Here is a 16251-nt window from a genome sequence, read left to right as displayed (position 1 = left end):
CGCTCTATAGCTACGAGATTGGAATAATAGGCACAACTATGAAATGTCCTTTTTGCGGTACGGTTAATCCGGCCGATGAAACCTTTTGTGCCAATTGTGGTGGTTACCTGGATACATCAGCTGGTAGTCAAACGGTAGTTGGGCAATCTGGTACAAATAACTATCAAACGATCGCACCAACTCAGGCCGCTGGTGGTAGTAGCAGTGGTGGCATTGGTACAACAAATGGGGGTAGCCATGGTGCTTCGAGTACCCTGACGCCCAATGCGCAGCTACAGAATGGCCGCTATGTCGTTGATAAAGTGCTGGGGCAGGGGGGCATGGGCGCCGCTGTCCTGGCAAAGGATACCCGTGTTTCGAATAAGCGCGTGGTCATTAAAGAGCTTATTTCAGATGAGAGCGATCCAGCACAACGACAGGAAGATGTGCGCAACTTCGAGCGAGAAGTGGACACGCTTGCCAGTCTGGATCATCCACTGATTCCGACCGTGACAGATAGTTTCCAGGAAGGCTCGCGCTACTATATGGTGCAAGAATATGCGCCAGGTGAGAATCTAGAAGACTATATGGAACGTGTCAATAAGCCAATGCCTGAGCAGGAGGCCTTGACTTATATCTCACAGGTTTTGGATATCCTGGAGTATCTGGGTGAGCAGAAACCACCAATTGTACACCGCGATATCAAGCCGGCCAATATTATTATCAGTAGTCGCGATAAACGCGCACGCCTGGTCGACTTTGGTATTGCCCGCGCTGATGAGGCCAAACACGCCAAACGCAAGCAGACCACCGCACTGGGTACCCCCGGCTATGCGCCGCCAGAACAATATCAGGGCAACGCCGATGTGCGCTCAGATATCTACGCGCTGGCCGCTACGCTACATCACCTGGTAACCAACCGTGATCCGCGTAACTATCCACCATTCAACTATCCGGCGGCACGCACACTGAATAAGCAGGTCTCGCCAGAGTTGGAGCGTATACTGGAGAAAGCCCTGACCATCGATATCAACAAACGCTATCAAAATGCCGGCGAGATGAAGCAGGATATCGATGCACTCTTACAGCAAAACTTCCATACCAATGGGACCACCAGTTCCTATCTGCTTGGCTCATCGCGTCCACTGCCAACGCCTCCTGCGCCAGCCAAACCGGCCGCCAACAGCGTGGGATCAACGTATTCCAAAGGCTATAGTGCGCCCAACGCGCCCGCCGCCAATCAGCCAGGACAGTTTTCATCCACGCCCTATGGGATAAATCAGGTCCAACAGCCACCCTACCGCGGACGCAACCAGCAGCAACAGCAGCAAATGGGAATGTACCCTCAGGCCCAACCGCAGAAGAGGAATGACAATAACTATATTCTCTGGAGCTTTCTGCTGCTAATTGTCGTCCTGATCATTATCGGGGCTCTTATCTTCGTCTTACCAAATCTAGGGCATCCCATTCCACCGGGAGGCGGCGCCCAACCCATCGGCGGCACCAGTCAGACAGGTGCGCAGAGTGGCCAGACCAACGCTAACCCGATCAGCGTTACTACGATCAAAGGTGAAGCGATTGGCTTGAGCGACGGCAAATATGTCTTCGATACCCAGCGCGCAGCAGACGCTGATTATAAAAAGCAGGCTGTACAGGCCATGGCGCAGGGTAACACCAGCAAGGCCAACACGTTCTGGAATGACGCCATCAATGGCGACTCTAGCGACGCCGAAGCGCACATCTACCAGGAAGATCTAAACGTACTCTCGTCTGGCAGCCCTTATATTACCTTTGTGGTAGGAACCATTCTGACTGGTCCTAACGCTGGTGTAGGATATGACAACTTGCAAGGAGCCTACGTTGCCCAGCATGAATGGAACAGCCAGCATACATTGGGAAATGTAAAGGTGCGCCTGATCATTGCCAATACTGGTAGTGACTCAGGCAATGCAACGACCGTTGCCAATCAGATCGTCCAGGCGGCCGCCAAAGATCCCACCATCGTCGGGGTCATGGGTTGGTCATTTAGCGCGCACGCTGAAAATGCCTCGGATGTTCTGACGCAAGCCCACATCCCGATGGTTTCAGCCACAGCTTCCAGTGACACCCTGACCAATCGTTCAAACTACTTCTTCCGCGTCGCACCGTCAAATAAGACCGAAGCGGCAGTGGGAGCCACTTATGCTAAGAACACGCTGAAGATGCAAAAAGCGGTCATCTTCCTGGATGATGGAGACTCATACAGCCAGAGTCTGGGCAATGATTTTAAGTCTGCTTTTGAAGATCCCTCTATCGGTGGCCAGATCACCCAGGTGATTAAATATAACAAAGATGATCAAGCGTCAATCATTGCTGGCTTGAAGCAGCTACAGACAGATCCAGGCTTGATCTACTTCGCCGGTTACTCCAATGATGTGGGCTCATTACTGAGCGATCTCCCCAATCATCCCGCGCTGGCGAAGACACAAATACTGGGTGGCGATGCCCTGTATGAACTGGCAGGTTATCCTAAGAATGTAAGTGCCAATCTCTACCGCCTGCACTTCACAGCCTTTGCTTATCCTGATGAATGGGATGTATTGAAGCAGGCGAACAAAAAACCAGCATTCTTCAAAGATTATACCGCTGACTACAGTAGCTCAAAACCAGGCGGTGGTTATGGTTTCACTCGGCCAGCCAATAATGTCATTCTCTCCTATGATGCAATGGTGGCGCTACTTACCAGCTCCAAAGAAGCACTCAATGGAGGAAGTATACTCAAACCTACTGAACTGCAACAAGCTTTGACAAAGGTTAAAGGTCTACAGGGAGTGAGTGGACAAATTTCATTTGGCCAGGATGGAGATCCAATTAATAAAGCCGTTGTTGTATTGTATTTTGATCAGCTGGGACGTATCCATATGGAGGAAAATCTAGGGGCAGGGACGTTTCTAGCACAATAATTAGTTAAAAGACAAAACAGGGGTCACCACTTAACCATGTGGTGACCCCTGTTTTGCTAAAAGATTTATATTTGTGCTAGCTTCTGTTCTAATTCCTGTTTGGTTAGCTGCTCAATATCCACCACTTTTTGCCGACTGGTGGCGCCTCGTACGATGGTAATAGCGCGTTTTGGTCGCGACAATTGGTCAGCAAGCAAAGCAATCAAGGCCTCATTCGCTGCCCCATCTACAGGAGGAGCCGTCAGGCGCGCCTTCAGAATCTCGCCATCCCATTCCAGTTGATTGCGTCGACTACGCGGAAACACCCGTACCGCTACCAGCATCGCCTTACCAACCGTAGGGCATGGATTGCAATAAAAGGGTCTGAATCACAATCAGAGCAAACCAGGTTACAAAAAAGGAGAGATCCAGATTCAGAGCCCCGACCCGACCAACGATGCGCCGTGCAGGTACAATAAAAGGATCGGTCAGGCGCGCCAGGAAACGAATGATGGCATAACGCTCATCGATGTGAAACCAGGACGCAATGGCCCGCACCAGCATGGCGAGAACCAGAAATCCGATACCATATTTAATCAACACGGAAAAGATAGGAAAAGGCAATGGTGGTGGCGTATACATAGTTACTCCTGAATAGTACGAACATCAATAAAGGTAAAACCTAGCACCTTGCGGCGCGTAATGTTGGTCACACGTACACCTGTTAAATCAGGTAGCGTGGTAAAATGCTTTTGCACATATTCGCCCAGGGGGCGGGCAGCCATCCAGCCAGCAACCGATGACGCAGCCGCAGAAGCGACACGGGTCCGATTATTGCTCGATGCCATTCCTAACAGAGTACCAATAGTAACCATTGAGACCCCGACGGCCAGATTCGTGCCACAATTAGGATGGATCGCTAGCTCGGCTTCACCAGCCTTCAAACGCGTCAAGGCTTCATCTAATGCACGGCGCAGTAAGCCAAGATCAACATCACCAAAGATAATAAAGCCATCTGAGTTGGAGCGAGCGCTCGCGCTCAAAGAAGGGTCCATATTACCCATGATAGTAAAGGTAGCATGCTCCAGGGCATGATTTTGTCGTGTCCGTCGGCTAAACACCAGATCATCAATTTTCACGAAAAACTCCTTTCGCACCATCAACGCTGTCAGCTAGAAAGGCCCGCCACGAGCGGCATTGAGTTATTGCTTAACACGCTCACCAAAAATGGCACGCCCAACACGCACAATAGTTGCCCCCTCTTCAATCGCCACCGCATAATCGTCAGTCATCCCCATCGAAAGCTGATCCCAGCTAACATCCCCTACCTCATCACGCAATCTATCCCGTAGTTGCCGTAGAGAGCGGAAGACTGGTCGCACGGTCTCAGGATCGTCCACCAGGGGAGCGACAGTCATCAAACCCTGCACGTCTAAATGAGAGAAAGCAAGGATCTGACGCGCGATGGCAGGTGTTTCCTCAGGTGTCATGCCTTCTTTACTGGCTTCGCCTGAAACATTCACCTGCAACAAAACCGGTTGGCGCATATCCATAGGGGCAGCCTGGCTCTTCTTCTCAGCCGCACGCTGGAGTGCTTCAGCGACATGCAGGCTATCGATACTATGAATACAACTGAAAGAGCCAAAGACTTTTTGCGCTTTATTGGTCTGTAGGTGCCCGATCATATGCCAGTGGAGATCTGATGGACAAAACGCCGCACGCTTCTCTAATGCTTCCTGCACACGGTTCTCGCCAAAATCTCTGATCCCTAGATTATACGCTATCTTCACATAATCGAGTGGCTTTGTCTTGGAGACAGCGACCAGGGTTACATCTTGAGGTGCACGTCCAACGCGTTGCGCAGACTCGGCAATACGCGCGCGTACACGGGCAATATTCTCGGCAATAAGTGCTTCCTGGCTAATGGGGGGCTGATTTATCACAATTTTCTCTCTACTGGTTGCGCTACATCAATTTGATCTTACTATATCAATATTGTACACCAGATATGACAGGGAATAAACAATATATACCACCCTGCTATTGAAAAGCAATTGTAAACGCCGCTTGGACGCGGCTAGCTCCGCTGCCACTGGCTCAACTCTTCGAAGTGATCAGTTGGGAGCAAACGGGTCTGCCTGTCAGGCGGCTACGCTCATACAATTGAATGGCATCCGTTCCCCTAAGCATACTTGATCGACAGAAGCATTTCTCCTGCTAATAATAGTACGTCTATCCGGTGGGATCTGTTGTAATAGCATCGCCAGACATCGCTTCAATGGTGACAAGCACAGTGCAGAGGTTACCCAATTAAAAGGTTCTCTATTCAACCTTCCATCAAGCGGAAATGCTTATCTGATTAAGGGCAATTGAGAAAATAGTAAAAATAACAGCAGGCAATACAGCCGTTACGCAAAGGACAGAGCCCTTAATCTACTTTTTCTAGCAATTCCAACAGTACGCCATGGGTGGCTTTGGGATGCAAAAAGATAGCTCGCCCCTCGGCGGCCAGTCGCGGCTGCTGATCCAATACGGCCGCCCCCTGATCCTTCAATTCTTGCAGGGCTCCATCTATATCTTCAACCTCTAAACATAAATGGTGAAGTCCCTCGCCCCGCCGCTCTAAAAACTTTTGCAGGCTTGCATTGTCTGAGGTGGGCTCAATAAGCTCTATTTGACTACCAGCAGGACCACCCAGAGGAAGAAAAGCGATGCGCACCTGTTCAGTAGGCACATCCTTGATCTCACTGGGAACAATTCCCAGTGTATCGCGATAAAAGGTCAGGGCATCCTCTAGATTGCGCACAATAATAGCGACATGATCAATACGCCTGGGCATGTTTACTTGCTCCTTTTTTCTTCTGGCTGCTGGCTATGATTTGTTAGATTCAGTATGCAATTGATTCAAATTCAAATGATGTGGCACAACGGCAAAAAGGCCAATACTGCGCTGAATAGTGCTGGTAATCGTTTGCAATGCCATCAAAGCGCTAACGCGGGTCTGTTCATCATAATGCAACGTCTCAGCCATATGCTCAAATTCAGCCTGTGTCAAAATCTCATAGCTCAGGTCGGGCTTGATCAGCGTGCTCAAATCCAGATCAATATAGGAAATCCGATCCAGTAGTATCTGAGCGGGCTGGATAATATTGGCATAGGTATGGATAAGCACATCTTCGTTATAAAAAGCACTAAGCATATACCAGCGGTCGGGCCAGAAAAATTGAAGACAATTATTGCGCAATTTACGTGTACCAGACGACCAGTTCATAGGGGTACCAGCGGGAAGCCACAAACTCACATGATCATCAAGCACAGGTGCTTCCTGCTCATTCCCAAGTTGGAGATCGGGGCTTAATTTATACGCTCGCCACGTTCCACGCAGCATCTTATCATAACTTCGGCTCTCAACTAAAAAATCTCGCTGCATAATATATCTCCCTTCATCAACATCCATAGTACGGAACAAAGAGGAAAACGTCAAGTAGAAAATGTGTCAGGCTCTACCTATATAAACAAGATGCTTGAAGTTATTTCATAATATACACCCATCAAAACACCAGGCCTGCTCAAAATCTTCCATCAACCAGACCATCCAGGGCTGACAGCAGGGCTTGGTAATGTTCATCCAGAGATTACGAGCAAGGCGATAAGAAGTACATTCTTTCAGGTGTGTTTGTATGTTTGGTAGGCGTCCAGAAACCGCACGATACATTCTTTCAGGTGTTTGTGTGTTTGGTAGGCGTCCAGAAACCGCACGATACATTCTTTCAGGTGTTTGTGTGTTTGGTGGGCGGCCAGAAACCGCACGATACATTCTTTCAGGTGTTTGTGTGTTTGGTGGGCGGCCGCAGCCGCCCACCAAACACACAAACACACACTCCCAACTCGGCGCCGCAGGCGCCAAAGAGGAAAAATAAAAAGCCCTGGGGCTGGCAGGGATAACAATTTTCATTCTTATCTGAAGTGTTGTACAATGGAGAACAATAGAGTTGAACAATTCATAGCCAAGAAAGAACAGAAAAAGCTGGATTTGTATGCGTTGCCCTAATTGCCAAACCCTCAATCCACCCAATGCCAAATTTTGCCTGGAATGCGGGAATCGCCTGCTTGGCTGCCCCAATTGTGGCACAATTAATCCTTCGGGCGCCAAGTTTTGCATCGAATGTGGGACCGCTCTGCAGCCCAGACGCGAGCCGACCGCTCCACTTAAAACACCATCAATAGTCGATGCTGAAGAGACGCAGCCGATGCCCCAGGTCACAGAACAGCAGTTGAACGCTTCGCTGCTGGCATCCGCCGAAGAGAGGCGCGTGGTAACCATTATGTTTGCCGATATTACCGGATCGACTCCATTAGCAGATCGACTCGATCCGGAGGATATGCGCGCCATCCTGACAGGTTACTTTAATTTAATGAGCGCGCAAATTCGCAAGCATGATGGGACGGTAGAAAAATATATTGGCGATGCAGTCATGGCGGTCTTTGGTACACCGGTCACCCATGAAGACGATCCTGACCGTGCCATCCGGGCGGCCCTGGATATGCAGGCAGCACTAACCAGCTTTAACGAACATCGCCTGAATCGCGATCCTGAAGCGACACGCCTGCAAATGCGTATCGGCATCAATACCGGTGAGGTAGCTACCCCCAGCGCGACTGCCACCCAACACCAGGATTTCCTGATTACTGGCGATGCGGTAAATATCGCCGCTCGCCTGCAACAGATGGCCACACCCGACACCATCCTGGTAGGAGAGCGCACATATCTTTCTAGCCGGGCAGTTTTTGATTTCAATGCGATTGCGCCGCTTCATCTTAAAGGCAAAGCAGAGCCGATATCAGCCTATGTAGTGCAGGGACTGCGCCAGCCGACGCTGGCTATCGCCCAGCATCCACGTGGGCTAACGGGAGGCAATTCACAACTGGTTGGTCGAGATCTGGAATTGACCTTGCTGCACGCCAGCTATGCACGTGTACAGACCGAGCGACGCCCACACCTGATCACTATTTTAGGTGCACCAGGCATCGGCAAATCACGCCTGGTGCGCGAATTTATTACTCGCGAACAAGCACTGGTTAAGAGTGCCTCTTCAATTGGAGAACTGGTCCCACCACTGGTCCTTAAAGGTCGTTGTCCACCCTATGGAGAAGGACTGACATATTGGCCCCTGATTGAGATCCTACGCACAATTCTGCATATCCAGGAAGGGGATACAGACGAGATTGTCCATCAGCGTTTCATTGAATTCTTACATACAACTTTTACGAAAGCCAGAATCAATGAGTCGCCCGAAGAGATAGCAGAGACCTTACTGCGTAGTATTGGCCGCGGTCTGCTTGGTAAGCAAATATCCTCCAGTGAAAGGGGCTATGATGAACGTCTGAGGCCCGAGCAAAGGACGGCTATTAGCTCCACCAATACACTCAAACAAAGCGGGGCTCAGGGAGCCCTATTGCGAGCATGGCGTGTCTTACTGGAAGCTCTGGGTGAGCTACAGCCATTAATAGTGGTCATTGATGATATCCAATGGGCAGATGAGGCATTGTTAAACCTCTTTGAATATCTTACTGACCGTATTACTTCTGTCCCCTTGCTGTTCATTTGCCCTGCTCGTCCCGACTTTTTGGAGCAGCACCGGGATTGGGGCGGCGGACACAGAAATTTTACCGCCATTGAACTGGACTCACTGACCTGGGAAGAGAGTAGCGATCTGGTAGATGCGCTCCTGAATACCAATGAGCTACCTGAAGCTTTACGCTACACAATTCTAGCACGTTCAGAGGGCAATCCTTTCTTCGTGGAAGAGATAGTGCGCATGTTTATAGACCAGGGTATTCTGGTCAGGGGCGAAAATCACGAGCGCGGACAGAGCTACTGGCATGTTGAATATCCCAGGCATAATATTATTGGAGAATTGGGGCAACCGGTCCAGACTGTCAGCAATGAACCATTAGAGGAGGGGCTGCTCAGCAATCCCTATTTAATCCCACTGCCCTATGTACCAGATACTATTCAGGGAGTGCTGGCAGCGCGTGTGGATCTGCTCAATGCGACTGAAAAACTGGTGCTACAACATGGCTCGATTATTGGACGCAACTTCTGGCTCTCCTCGCTACTAGAACTATCACAGGGCTTGAGTCCGGAAACAGTGATCGAGTCCCTCGTGTCATTGATGCGCCGTGACTTTATTGCAGAAATCAGCATTAAGACGGCCAGTCCGACCACACCAGATCGAGCCTTTATCTTTAAACATATCCTGATCCGGGATGTGGTATATAACAACATACCACGGCAACGACGCGCCCATGAGCATGCTCGGATCGCACTCTGGTTGGACGAAAAAGTCTCTAACCAGCGCGCCAACTTTGTTGAGCTCATTGCATATCACTATCAGCGGGCCCTCGCTACCTGGTCCCCAAATGCAGCTATCGATTATATTGAAATTTACAATCAGCACCATCCTACCGCGCGCCCCATTCGTCTGACACGCGCCAACTTACGGGATCGAGCCGTCAAATATCTGACCTTAACCGGGGACCAGGCCATGGATAGCTATTATGCGCTCCGTGCCTTGCAGGCTTATAATGATGCCTTCGATTTGCTAAATGATGGTCATGCTGATGCGCTTACTCAAAGTAAAATGCTGGCCAAGCTAGGTCAGGCCTATGCCCAGCGTGGAAATTTTGATGAAGCCTGGCGGCAATCGCGCAATGCACTGCAACTGATCTCGAACAAAGACATGGAGGCCAACAAAGCACACCTGTTAAAACTATATGAAAGGCTGTCGTTGATGGCTACACGCTGGCTACCTCGCTTTGATACTCCCCCTGATCCCCAGGAGATACGCCAATATATTAACGCCGGTCTAAAAATTCTGGAAGGCACACCTACGAGCCGTGAACATATTGCATTCCGCACTTATCTGGCCTTCTGGTATATCCGTCAACTGGACGCCGCACCCAGCGAACAGAAAGATGAACTGGCGGATCAGGCATTACTAAGCGGGCATCAGGCATTACAGATGGCCGAAGAGTTGGATAGTCCGCGCACGCTATCATTAACCCTGGATGCGATGGGATTCATCTACTTTGAATATCATCGCTATACCAAAGCGTTAGAGCTACAAGAGAGGCGCCTGCAGTTGGAGCAGCTGATTTCGGACCGTGAAGAGCTTTACGACCTCTATTTCTCGCTAGGCAACGCCTACGAACAAGTGGCCGAATATGCGACCGCATTAACCTATTATGGTCGCGCCGGCAGCAATGCTCTGACAATGGAGAGTCCCGCCATGGTATTGACCAGTATGGTAGGGCGGATGCGCATCTGGCAACGTTGGAATCGCTGGGATAATGCGCAACAGGTGGCGCAGGATATTCTGCAATTCGTTGAAAAATATCAGCAGGATGAGAAACGCCAATTATGGGCCATCGAAACACTGGCCAGCATTGCTTACCACCAGGGCAAACAAGAAGAGGGTGATAAATATACCCAGCAATATAAGCGTTTGATATCCAAGCAAAACGAGCGTGGGGCACGCGAAGAAAATCCTGTCCTTGAAACCAGATTACATGCTATCCACCTGGCACAGGAAGATTGGGAGCATGCACTGGCCGATTACCGCATAAAGTTTGAACGCAGTGAGCCATTTCCCGATCCCTCTATACTGGCAACGCTGGTTGATCTACTGGTTACGACGAACAATAGCGATGGACAAGAAGCATTGTTCGATCGCGCTATTCAGTTGTGCAAGGAGGCAGGCGCACGCAAGAGCCTGGCCGTTGCACTCCGCGCGCGCGGTCGGATGTTTATGCACAAACAACAATGGGAACAGGCAGAAGAAGATCTCCGCCAGGCACTTAGTTATTGTGAAAAATTGGATCTCCCCTGGGAACGAGCGCACACCCTCTACAATCTTGGTCTGCTCTACAGCAAACGCTCTAGCACCCATCTGAACAAAGAACAGCAGGCCAGCGATAGCGAACTTATGCACTACTACCTGGAGCAAGCTTCGGGCTTTTATGAGTCATTAGGGGCTCGTCCTTCTATTGAACGCGTACAGATGCTGCTAAAAGGGGAGCAGAGTCCCAGGCCGGTAGTATCGGGTAGCCTCAACTCCACAACTGAGTAGAATCCCATACCTGACCCATAGTAGGGGGAAGGGCGGCCAGGCGGATATGGGCCAGATTCACATGAGCCGAGCGCAAATATAAACGCATGCTTTCCAACGCAAAATCTGGCGTGTTATTAGTGCGACTCAAATGTGCCAGCCAGAGCCAGCGTATACCAGCTTCGCGCCAGATCTGCAACACCGCCTCACCAGCCTGATCATTTGAGAGGTGGCCAGTCGGACTGAGTATACGGCGCTTCAAATGCCAGGGATAAGGTCCGCGTACCAGGCGCTCACGATCATGATTTGACTCTAAGATCAATAGATCGGCGTGCTGCATCTGCTCAAGCATAACTGGCGTAACCTCGCCACTATCAGTCACGAGGCACACACGACAGCCACCAGCACTCAGTAAATAACCACAGGGAGCAGTTGCATCATGGGAAATAGGAAATGAGGTAATCTCAATATCACCAATAGTCAAATGTGAACCGGTGGGAAGCACCTGGTGAAGAAAAGGGAAAGGGAGCCGAGCAACTTTCTGACTGACCGCAACTATCCGTTCTTCAATTACGGTCGTAGAGGTCATTAGTGTACTGGTTTTTTCTACTACTTCAGTTTCGGTAGTGCTTACTATTGCCTGGGGTTCTCTAGGAAATTTCGTGGGAACCATCCTGCCAGAATCACTTCTCCAGACACCACTATTCAATCCTTCTTGAATAGCTGCCAGAGTTCTTTCATCCGCAATCATTGGCAAGGCGTGGCGATTTACCAGCACTGGCACCGCATGCACGTGATCACTATGTTCATGGGTAATTAAAACACCTTGTATCTGAGACAGAGACACACCAACAGAGGTCAGGCGCATAGCCAGTGTACGAGTGCTCAAACCAGCATCCAGTAGCAGTTTTGTGCGTCCTTGTGGACCAGCCTCAACCAGAAACGCATTACCACTACTACCGCTACCAAGAGAAACCACTCGCATAATAAAAATACCTCATAAGGATCAATGATCTGAAAAACTATACTCTTATCCTCGCAAGGCGGGATCGTATAAACTTAACAAGCTCCGCGCATTATTTCCAAGCACCATATCCAACTCAGCAGTATTCAGGCCCGTCTGTTGTATATGTTTGATGACACGTTTTTGTCGTAAGAGGCCATAGTCACTACCAAAAAGAATACGGTCAGCACCTACTAATTGTGCGACCGCGGAAAATATTTCTGGTCGATATAAAAAAGGTGTTGCAGCTGTATCATACCACACATGTGAGGCGATACTCTGGATCTCTGGCATCAAAGTGTAGAAAGGCAGCCCGCCACCCCAATGAGCGGCAATAAAACGAACATCGGGAAAGGCAGTCAAGAATGTAATCACATCCTGCACTGAGACATTCCCTTTGCCTGGATACGCATGACCAACAGGCTCGCTACAATGGGAAAGGACCAGCATCTGATAGTGGCGAACAACTTCTAGCAAAGGAGAGAGTAGATGAATATCACTTAAACTATATCCCTGGCCATGTGGCATTAACTCACCCAGACCAATCATACCCGCCTCAGCACAACGCTCTAGCTCGCTTACGGCCCGTTTACCGGCTAAAGGCTGTATAACAGCCATGCCATAGAGACGGCCTGGATATCGTCGCATAGCGTCGATCACATAGCTGTTAGAGGCTTCAATCAATCCAGGGTCAGTCCAGGAAAATGCAAAGGTAACTGATGCAGCAACGCCAGCTGTATCCATTTCAGCGATAAGGTCTTCGGCACTGGCCATATGAGCACGAGGATTGGCATAGAGGGTTCGAAACCAGGGATCTCGTTCACAATAACGTTCGCGCTGGGCACAAACATCAGGGGGAAAGATATGGGTATGAAAATCGATGAGCATTTCCCTGCTCCTTAAAAATTAAAAACAAAAAAGGATTTGCCTGTGAGCAAATCCTTACAATGTTGATTGACCGAACCACTGGAAATAGTATTCCCTCAATTTTGCCGAGCGCCAGATCAGCCATCGCTGAAGCAGCGGACTCGCATCCTCAGAATGCCACGATGAAGATACCAACGATGGGGTGAAACAAGCCGTACGATCATTAGGGCGACTTCGCTGCACCTGTTACCAGGCGTCCACGTGTCGTCTATCTACCAGGTCGTCTTCCTGGGATCTTGATCCTACGAATAGGATGGGAGAACTCGTCTTGGGTGCGGCTTCGCGCTTAGATGCCTTCAGCGCTTATCCCTTCTCAACATAGCTATCCAGCTCTGGCCCGGGCAGGCCAACTGGCACACCAGCGGTTGAGCCATCTCGGTCCTCTCGTACTGGAGATGACGCCCCTCAATTCTCCTACGCCCACGACGGATAGAGACCGAACTGTCTCGCGACGTTCTGAACCCAGCTCGCGTGCCGCTTTCATGGGCGAACAGCCCAACCCTTGGGACCTACTCCAGCCCCAGGATGCGACGAGCCGACATCGAGGTGCCAAACCTTGCCGTCGATGTGAACTCTTGGGCAAGATAAGCCTGTTATCCCCGGGGTAGCTTTTATCCGTTGAGCCACACTCCTTCCACTCGGGAATGTGGGATCACTAAGCCCGACTTTCGTCCCTGCTCGACCTGTCCGTCTTGCAGTCAAGCTCCCTTCTGCCTTTGCACTCTTGCGGGTGATGTCCATCCACCCTGAGGGAACCTTTGGGCGCCTCCGTTACTCTTTGGGAGGCGACCGCCCCAGTCAAACTACCCGCCTGATCCTGTCCACGTCCCGGCTCACGGTGACGTGTGAGAAACAAAACACAACGAGAGTGGTATTTCACTGCTGTCTCCCCTACCCCCACAAGGATAGGTTCTCCGACTCCCACCTATGCTACGCACGCTCTGCCTCGTTTCGAGGTCAAGGTGTAGTAAAGCTCCACGGGGTCTTTTTGTCCTGTCGTGGGTAACCCGTATCTTCACGGGTACTTCAATTTCGCCGAGTCCTCTGTCGAGACAGTGCTCAACTCGTTACTCCTTTCGTGCGGGTCGGAACTTACCCGACAAGGAATTTCGCTACCTTAGGACCGTTATAGTTACGGCCGCCGTTCACCGGGGCTTAGATTCGCAGCTACGATCACCGCTCCTCGTAACCTTCCGGCACTGGGCAGGAGTCAGCCCCTATACTTCCGCTTTCGCGTTCGCAGAGACCTGTGTTTTTGGTAAACAGTCGGTTGAGCCAATTTCTTGCAACCCCCTCACGCCATCCCGAAGGACATCGCTACTAGGGCACCCCTTCTTCCGAAGGTACGGGGTCAATTTGCCGAGTTCCTTAACAGAGGGTCGCTCGATCACCTGGGGAGAGTTCCCCCTGCCTACCTGTGTCGGTTTGCGGTACGGGCGGAGTACACTCTGGCGAGAGGCTTTTCTTGGCGGCTTAGGGGCCGATGACTTCCGCGGACTGACGTCCGCTCGCTGCACGTGTCATGCACAGGAAACCGGGATTTGCCTCGGCTTCGCACTTCACCGCACAGACCCATCCTGTCCATTCGATGGGCTCACCTTCCTTACCGCGTCCCCCCATTGCTCATAACGAGCTACTCCGGTGCAGGAATCTCTGACCTGCTTGCCATCGCCTACGACTATGACGTCCTCGGCTTAGGACCCGACTTACCCTGGGACGATTGACGGTGCCCAGGAACCCTCAGGCATTCGGTGTGTCTGGTTATCACAGACATGACGCTACTCATTCCGGCATTCTCACTTCTGCACGCTCCACCAGTCCTTGCGGTCTGGCTTCTCTGCCCGCAGAACGCTCCCCTACCAATCCATCTTGCGACGGATTCCATGGCTTCGGTACCTCGCTTGAGCCTCGATACGTTGTCGGTGCCACTACACTCGACCAGTGAGCTATTACGCACTCTTTAAATGGTGGCTGCTTCTAAGCCAACATCCTGGCTGTTTGGGCGTACTGACTCCCTTTGACACTAAGCGCGGATTTAGAGACCTTAGCCGATGGTCTGGGCTGTTTCCCTTTTGACGACGAAGCTTAGCCCCCGCCGTCTCACTTGCATGCATGCTGTCCTGGCATTCGAAGTTTGGTTGGGTTTGGTAACCTGCACGAGGCCCCTAGCCCATTCAGTGCTCTACCTCCAGGATAGTGTTTCATACAGCTGTACCTCAATACATTTCGGGGAGAACCAGCTATCTCCGTGTTCGATTGGAATTTCTCCCCTATCCACAAGTCATCCCCCAGTTTTGCAACACTGGTGGGTTCGAGCCTCGACGGACTGTCACATCCGCTTCACTCTGCTCATGGATAGCTCACACGGTTTCGGGTCGCATCGCCGCAACGTTCGCCCTCTTCAGACTCGGTTGCCCTGGGGCTCCCCAACTTTAGCGTTGGTTAACCAGGCTACGACGATGCACTCGCCGGATCATTCTACAAAAGGCACGCCATCAGCCCTTGGTTCCTCCTGGAACAGTGGCCTCTGACTGCTGGTGAGTACGTGGTTTCAGGGTCTCTTTCATCCCCCTCTCGGGGTGCTTTTCACCTTTCCCTCACGGTACTTGTTCGCTATCGGTCGCTGAAGATGTGTAGCCTTGGAGGGTGGTCCCCCCAGCTTCCCACAAGGTTTCACGTGCCTCGTGGTACTCAGGATACTAGCCAATTCAAGTTCTCCGTCCTCTACGGGACTCTCACCCGCTCTGGTCACGCTTTCCAACGTGTTCAAGTAGAAATCTCTCCTGTGTTGCTAGTCCTACAACCCCAACCGTCCCGAGGGATGATTGGTTTGGGCTGGTCCCGGTTCGCTCGCCACTACTACGGGAATCTCGGTTGATTTCTTTTCGTCGGGTTACTGAGATGTTTCAGTTCACCCACTGCCCCCGTCACTGCCTATGTGTTCAGCAGGCGGTCTCCAGACATCACTCTGGAGGAGTTGCCTCATTCGGAATCTCGGGGTTCATCGCTTGTATGCAGCTCCCCCGAACGTTTCGCCGGTCTCCGCGTCCTTCTTCGGTCTTCAGCGCCAAGGCATCCACCTCGTACTCTGTGTAGCTTGTTCTCTTCGTTCAGATCTACATCATGTCTCTGGAATGCTTTGACTTTTTCTCATTCATCGAAAAAATCGATCCTCTGCTTCAACTCTGGCTGACCTATAAATCGCTCAGCAAAATTGAAGGAATACTATTTTCAGTTGTTCAGGTGCACTGTTGGTCGTCATCCTTCCGTAGAAGGGGACGCTGTACCCCAACAGCTCAAGAGTGGAAAC

11 protein-coding genes and 1 rRNA gene are annotated in these 16251 nt (G+C 50.8%); 3 read left to right on the top strand and 9 right to left on the bottom strand.

The genetic code is table 11. The features are described from left to right. The first annotated feature begins 38 nt into the window (after nucleotides 1-38). Nucleotides 39-2921, top strand: coding sequence for a protein kinase domain-containing protein (locus EL645_RS15020; protein WP_126551275.1), 2883 nt, complete (start codon nucleotides 39-41; stop codon nucleotides 2919-2921). Nucleotides 2922-2986: 65 nt separating this feature from the next. Here the strand turns inward: EL645_RS15020 and EL645_RS15015 are convergent, their stop codons facing one another. The 6 genes from EL645_RS15015 to EL645_RS14990 all read right to left on the bottom strand — a co-directional run bounded on the left by EL645_RS15015 (nucleotide 2987) and on the right by EL645_RS14990 (nucleotide 6330). Further along, nucleotides 2987-3244, bottom strand: coding sequence for a DUF167 domain-containing protein (locus EL645_RS15015; RefSeq protein WP_126551274.1), 258 nt, complete (start codon nucleotides 3242-3244; stop codon nucleotides 2987-2989). Nucleotides 3245-3248: 4 nt separating this feature from the next. Then, a complete protein-coding gene (locus tag EL645_RS15010) occupies nucleotides 3249-3542 on the bottom strand; it encodes a YggT family protein (protein ID WP_126551273.1) in 294 nt (97 codons plus the stop codon). A 2-nt stretch (nucleotides 3543-3544) separates the two neighbouring features. Then, nucleotides 3545-4039, bottom strand: a complete 495-nt coding sequence (locus tag EL645_RS15005) for a DUF6391 domain-containing protein (RefSeq protein WP_126551272.1) — start codon at nucleotides 4037-4039, stop codon at nucleotides 3545-3547. 63 nt (nucleotides 4040-4102) lie between these two features. Beyond that, a complete protein-coding gene (locus EL645_RS15000; protein ID WP_218031853.1) occupies nucleotides 4103-4843 on the bottom strand; it encodes a YggS family pyridoxal phosphate-dependent enzyme in 741 nt (246 codons plus the stop codon). A 485-nt stretch (nucleotides 4844-5328) separates the two neighbouring features. Continuing rightward, a complete protein-coding gene (mce, locus tag EL645_RS14995) occupies nucleotides 5329-5739 on the bottom strand; it encodes a methylmalonyl-CoA epimerase (protein WP_126551271.1) in 411 nt (136 codons plus the stop codon). A 33-nt stretch (nucleotides 5740-5772) separates the two neighbouring features. Beyond that, a complete protein-coding gene (locus EL645_RS14990) occupies nucleotides 5773-6330 on the bottom strand; it encodes a ribonuclease FAU-1 family protein (protein WP_161977376.1) in 558 nt (185 codons plus the stop codon). Between the two features lie 607 nt (nucleotides 6331-6937). Here EL645_RS14990 and EL645_RS14980 point away from each other — a divergent pair. Further along, nucleotides 6938-11032: an adenylate/guanylate cyclase domain-containing protein gene (locus EL645_RS14980; RefSeq protein ID WP_126551268.1), complete on the top strand. Its 4095-nt coding sequence runs from the start codon at nucleotides 6938-6940 to the stop codon at nucleotides 11030-11032. On the opposite strand, the gene EL645_RS14975 is transcribed toward EL645_RS14980, so the two are convergent. Next, the gene (locus EL645_RS14975) at nucleotides 11013-11996 is read right to left on the bottom strand and encodes an MBL fold metallo-hydrolase (RefSeq protein WP_126551267.1); all 984 of its coding nucleotides are present in this window, start codon (nucleotides 11994-11996) and stop codon (nucleotides 11013-11015) included. The two genes, EL645_RS14980 and EL645_RS14975, sit on opposite strands and share 20 nt — an antisense overlap. A gap of 45 nt (nucleotides 11997-12041) precedes the next feature. Then, nucleotides 12042-12902: an amidohydrolase family protein gene (locus tag EL645_RS14970; RefSeq protein WP_126551266.1), complete on the bottom strand. Its 861-nt coding sequence runs from the start codon at nucleotides 12900-12902 to the stop codon at nucleotides 12042-12044. Between the two features lie 59 nt (nucleotides 12903-12961). Between EL645_RS14970 and EL645_RS44170 the strand changes: the two genes are divergently transcribed. After that, nucleotides 12962-13087 (top strand): hypothetical protein, encoded by a 126-nt coding sequence (locus tag EL645_RS44170; RefSeq protein WP_281276307.1) that lies wholly within the window; start codon nucleotides 12962-12964, stop codon nucleotides 13085-13087. On the opposite strand, the gene EL645_RS14965 is transcribed toward EL645_RS44170, so the two are convergent. Continuing rightward, nucleotides 13085-16044, bottom strand: a 23S ribosomal RNA gene (locus EL645_RS14965). The genes EL645_RS44170 and EL645_RS14965 overlap by 3 nt on opposite strands. Between the last annotated feature and the right edge of the window lie 207 nt (nucleotides 16045-16251).

The sequence above is a fragment of the Dictyobacter kobayashii genome, assembly GCF_003967555.1.
In the GTDB taxonomy this organism is placed as follows: Bacteria; Chloroflexota; Ktedonobacteria; order Ktedonobacterales; family Ktedonobacteraceae; genus Dictyobacter; species Dictyobacter kobayashii.
Note: the sequence above shows the minus strand (reverse complement) of the source record. Positions and strands in the feature narration are given on the sequence as shown.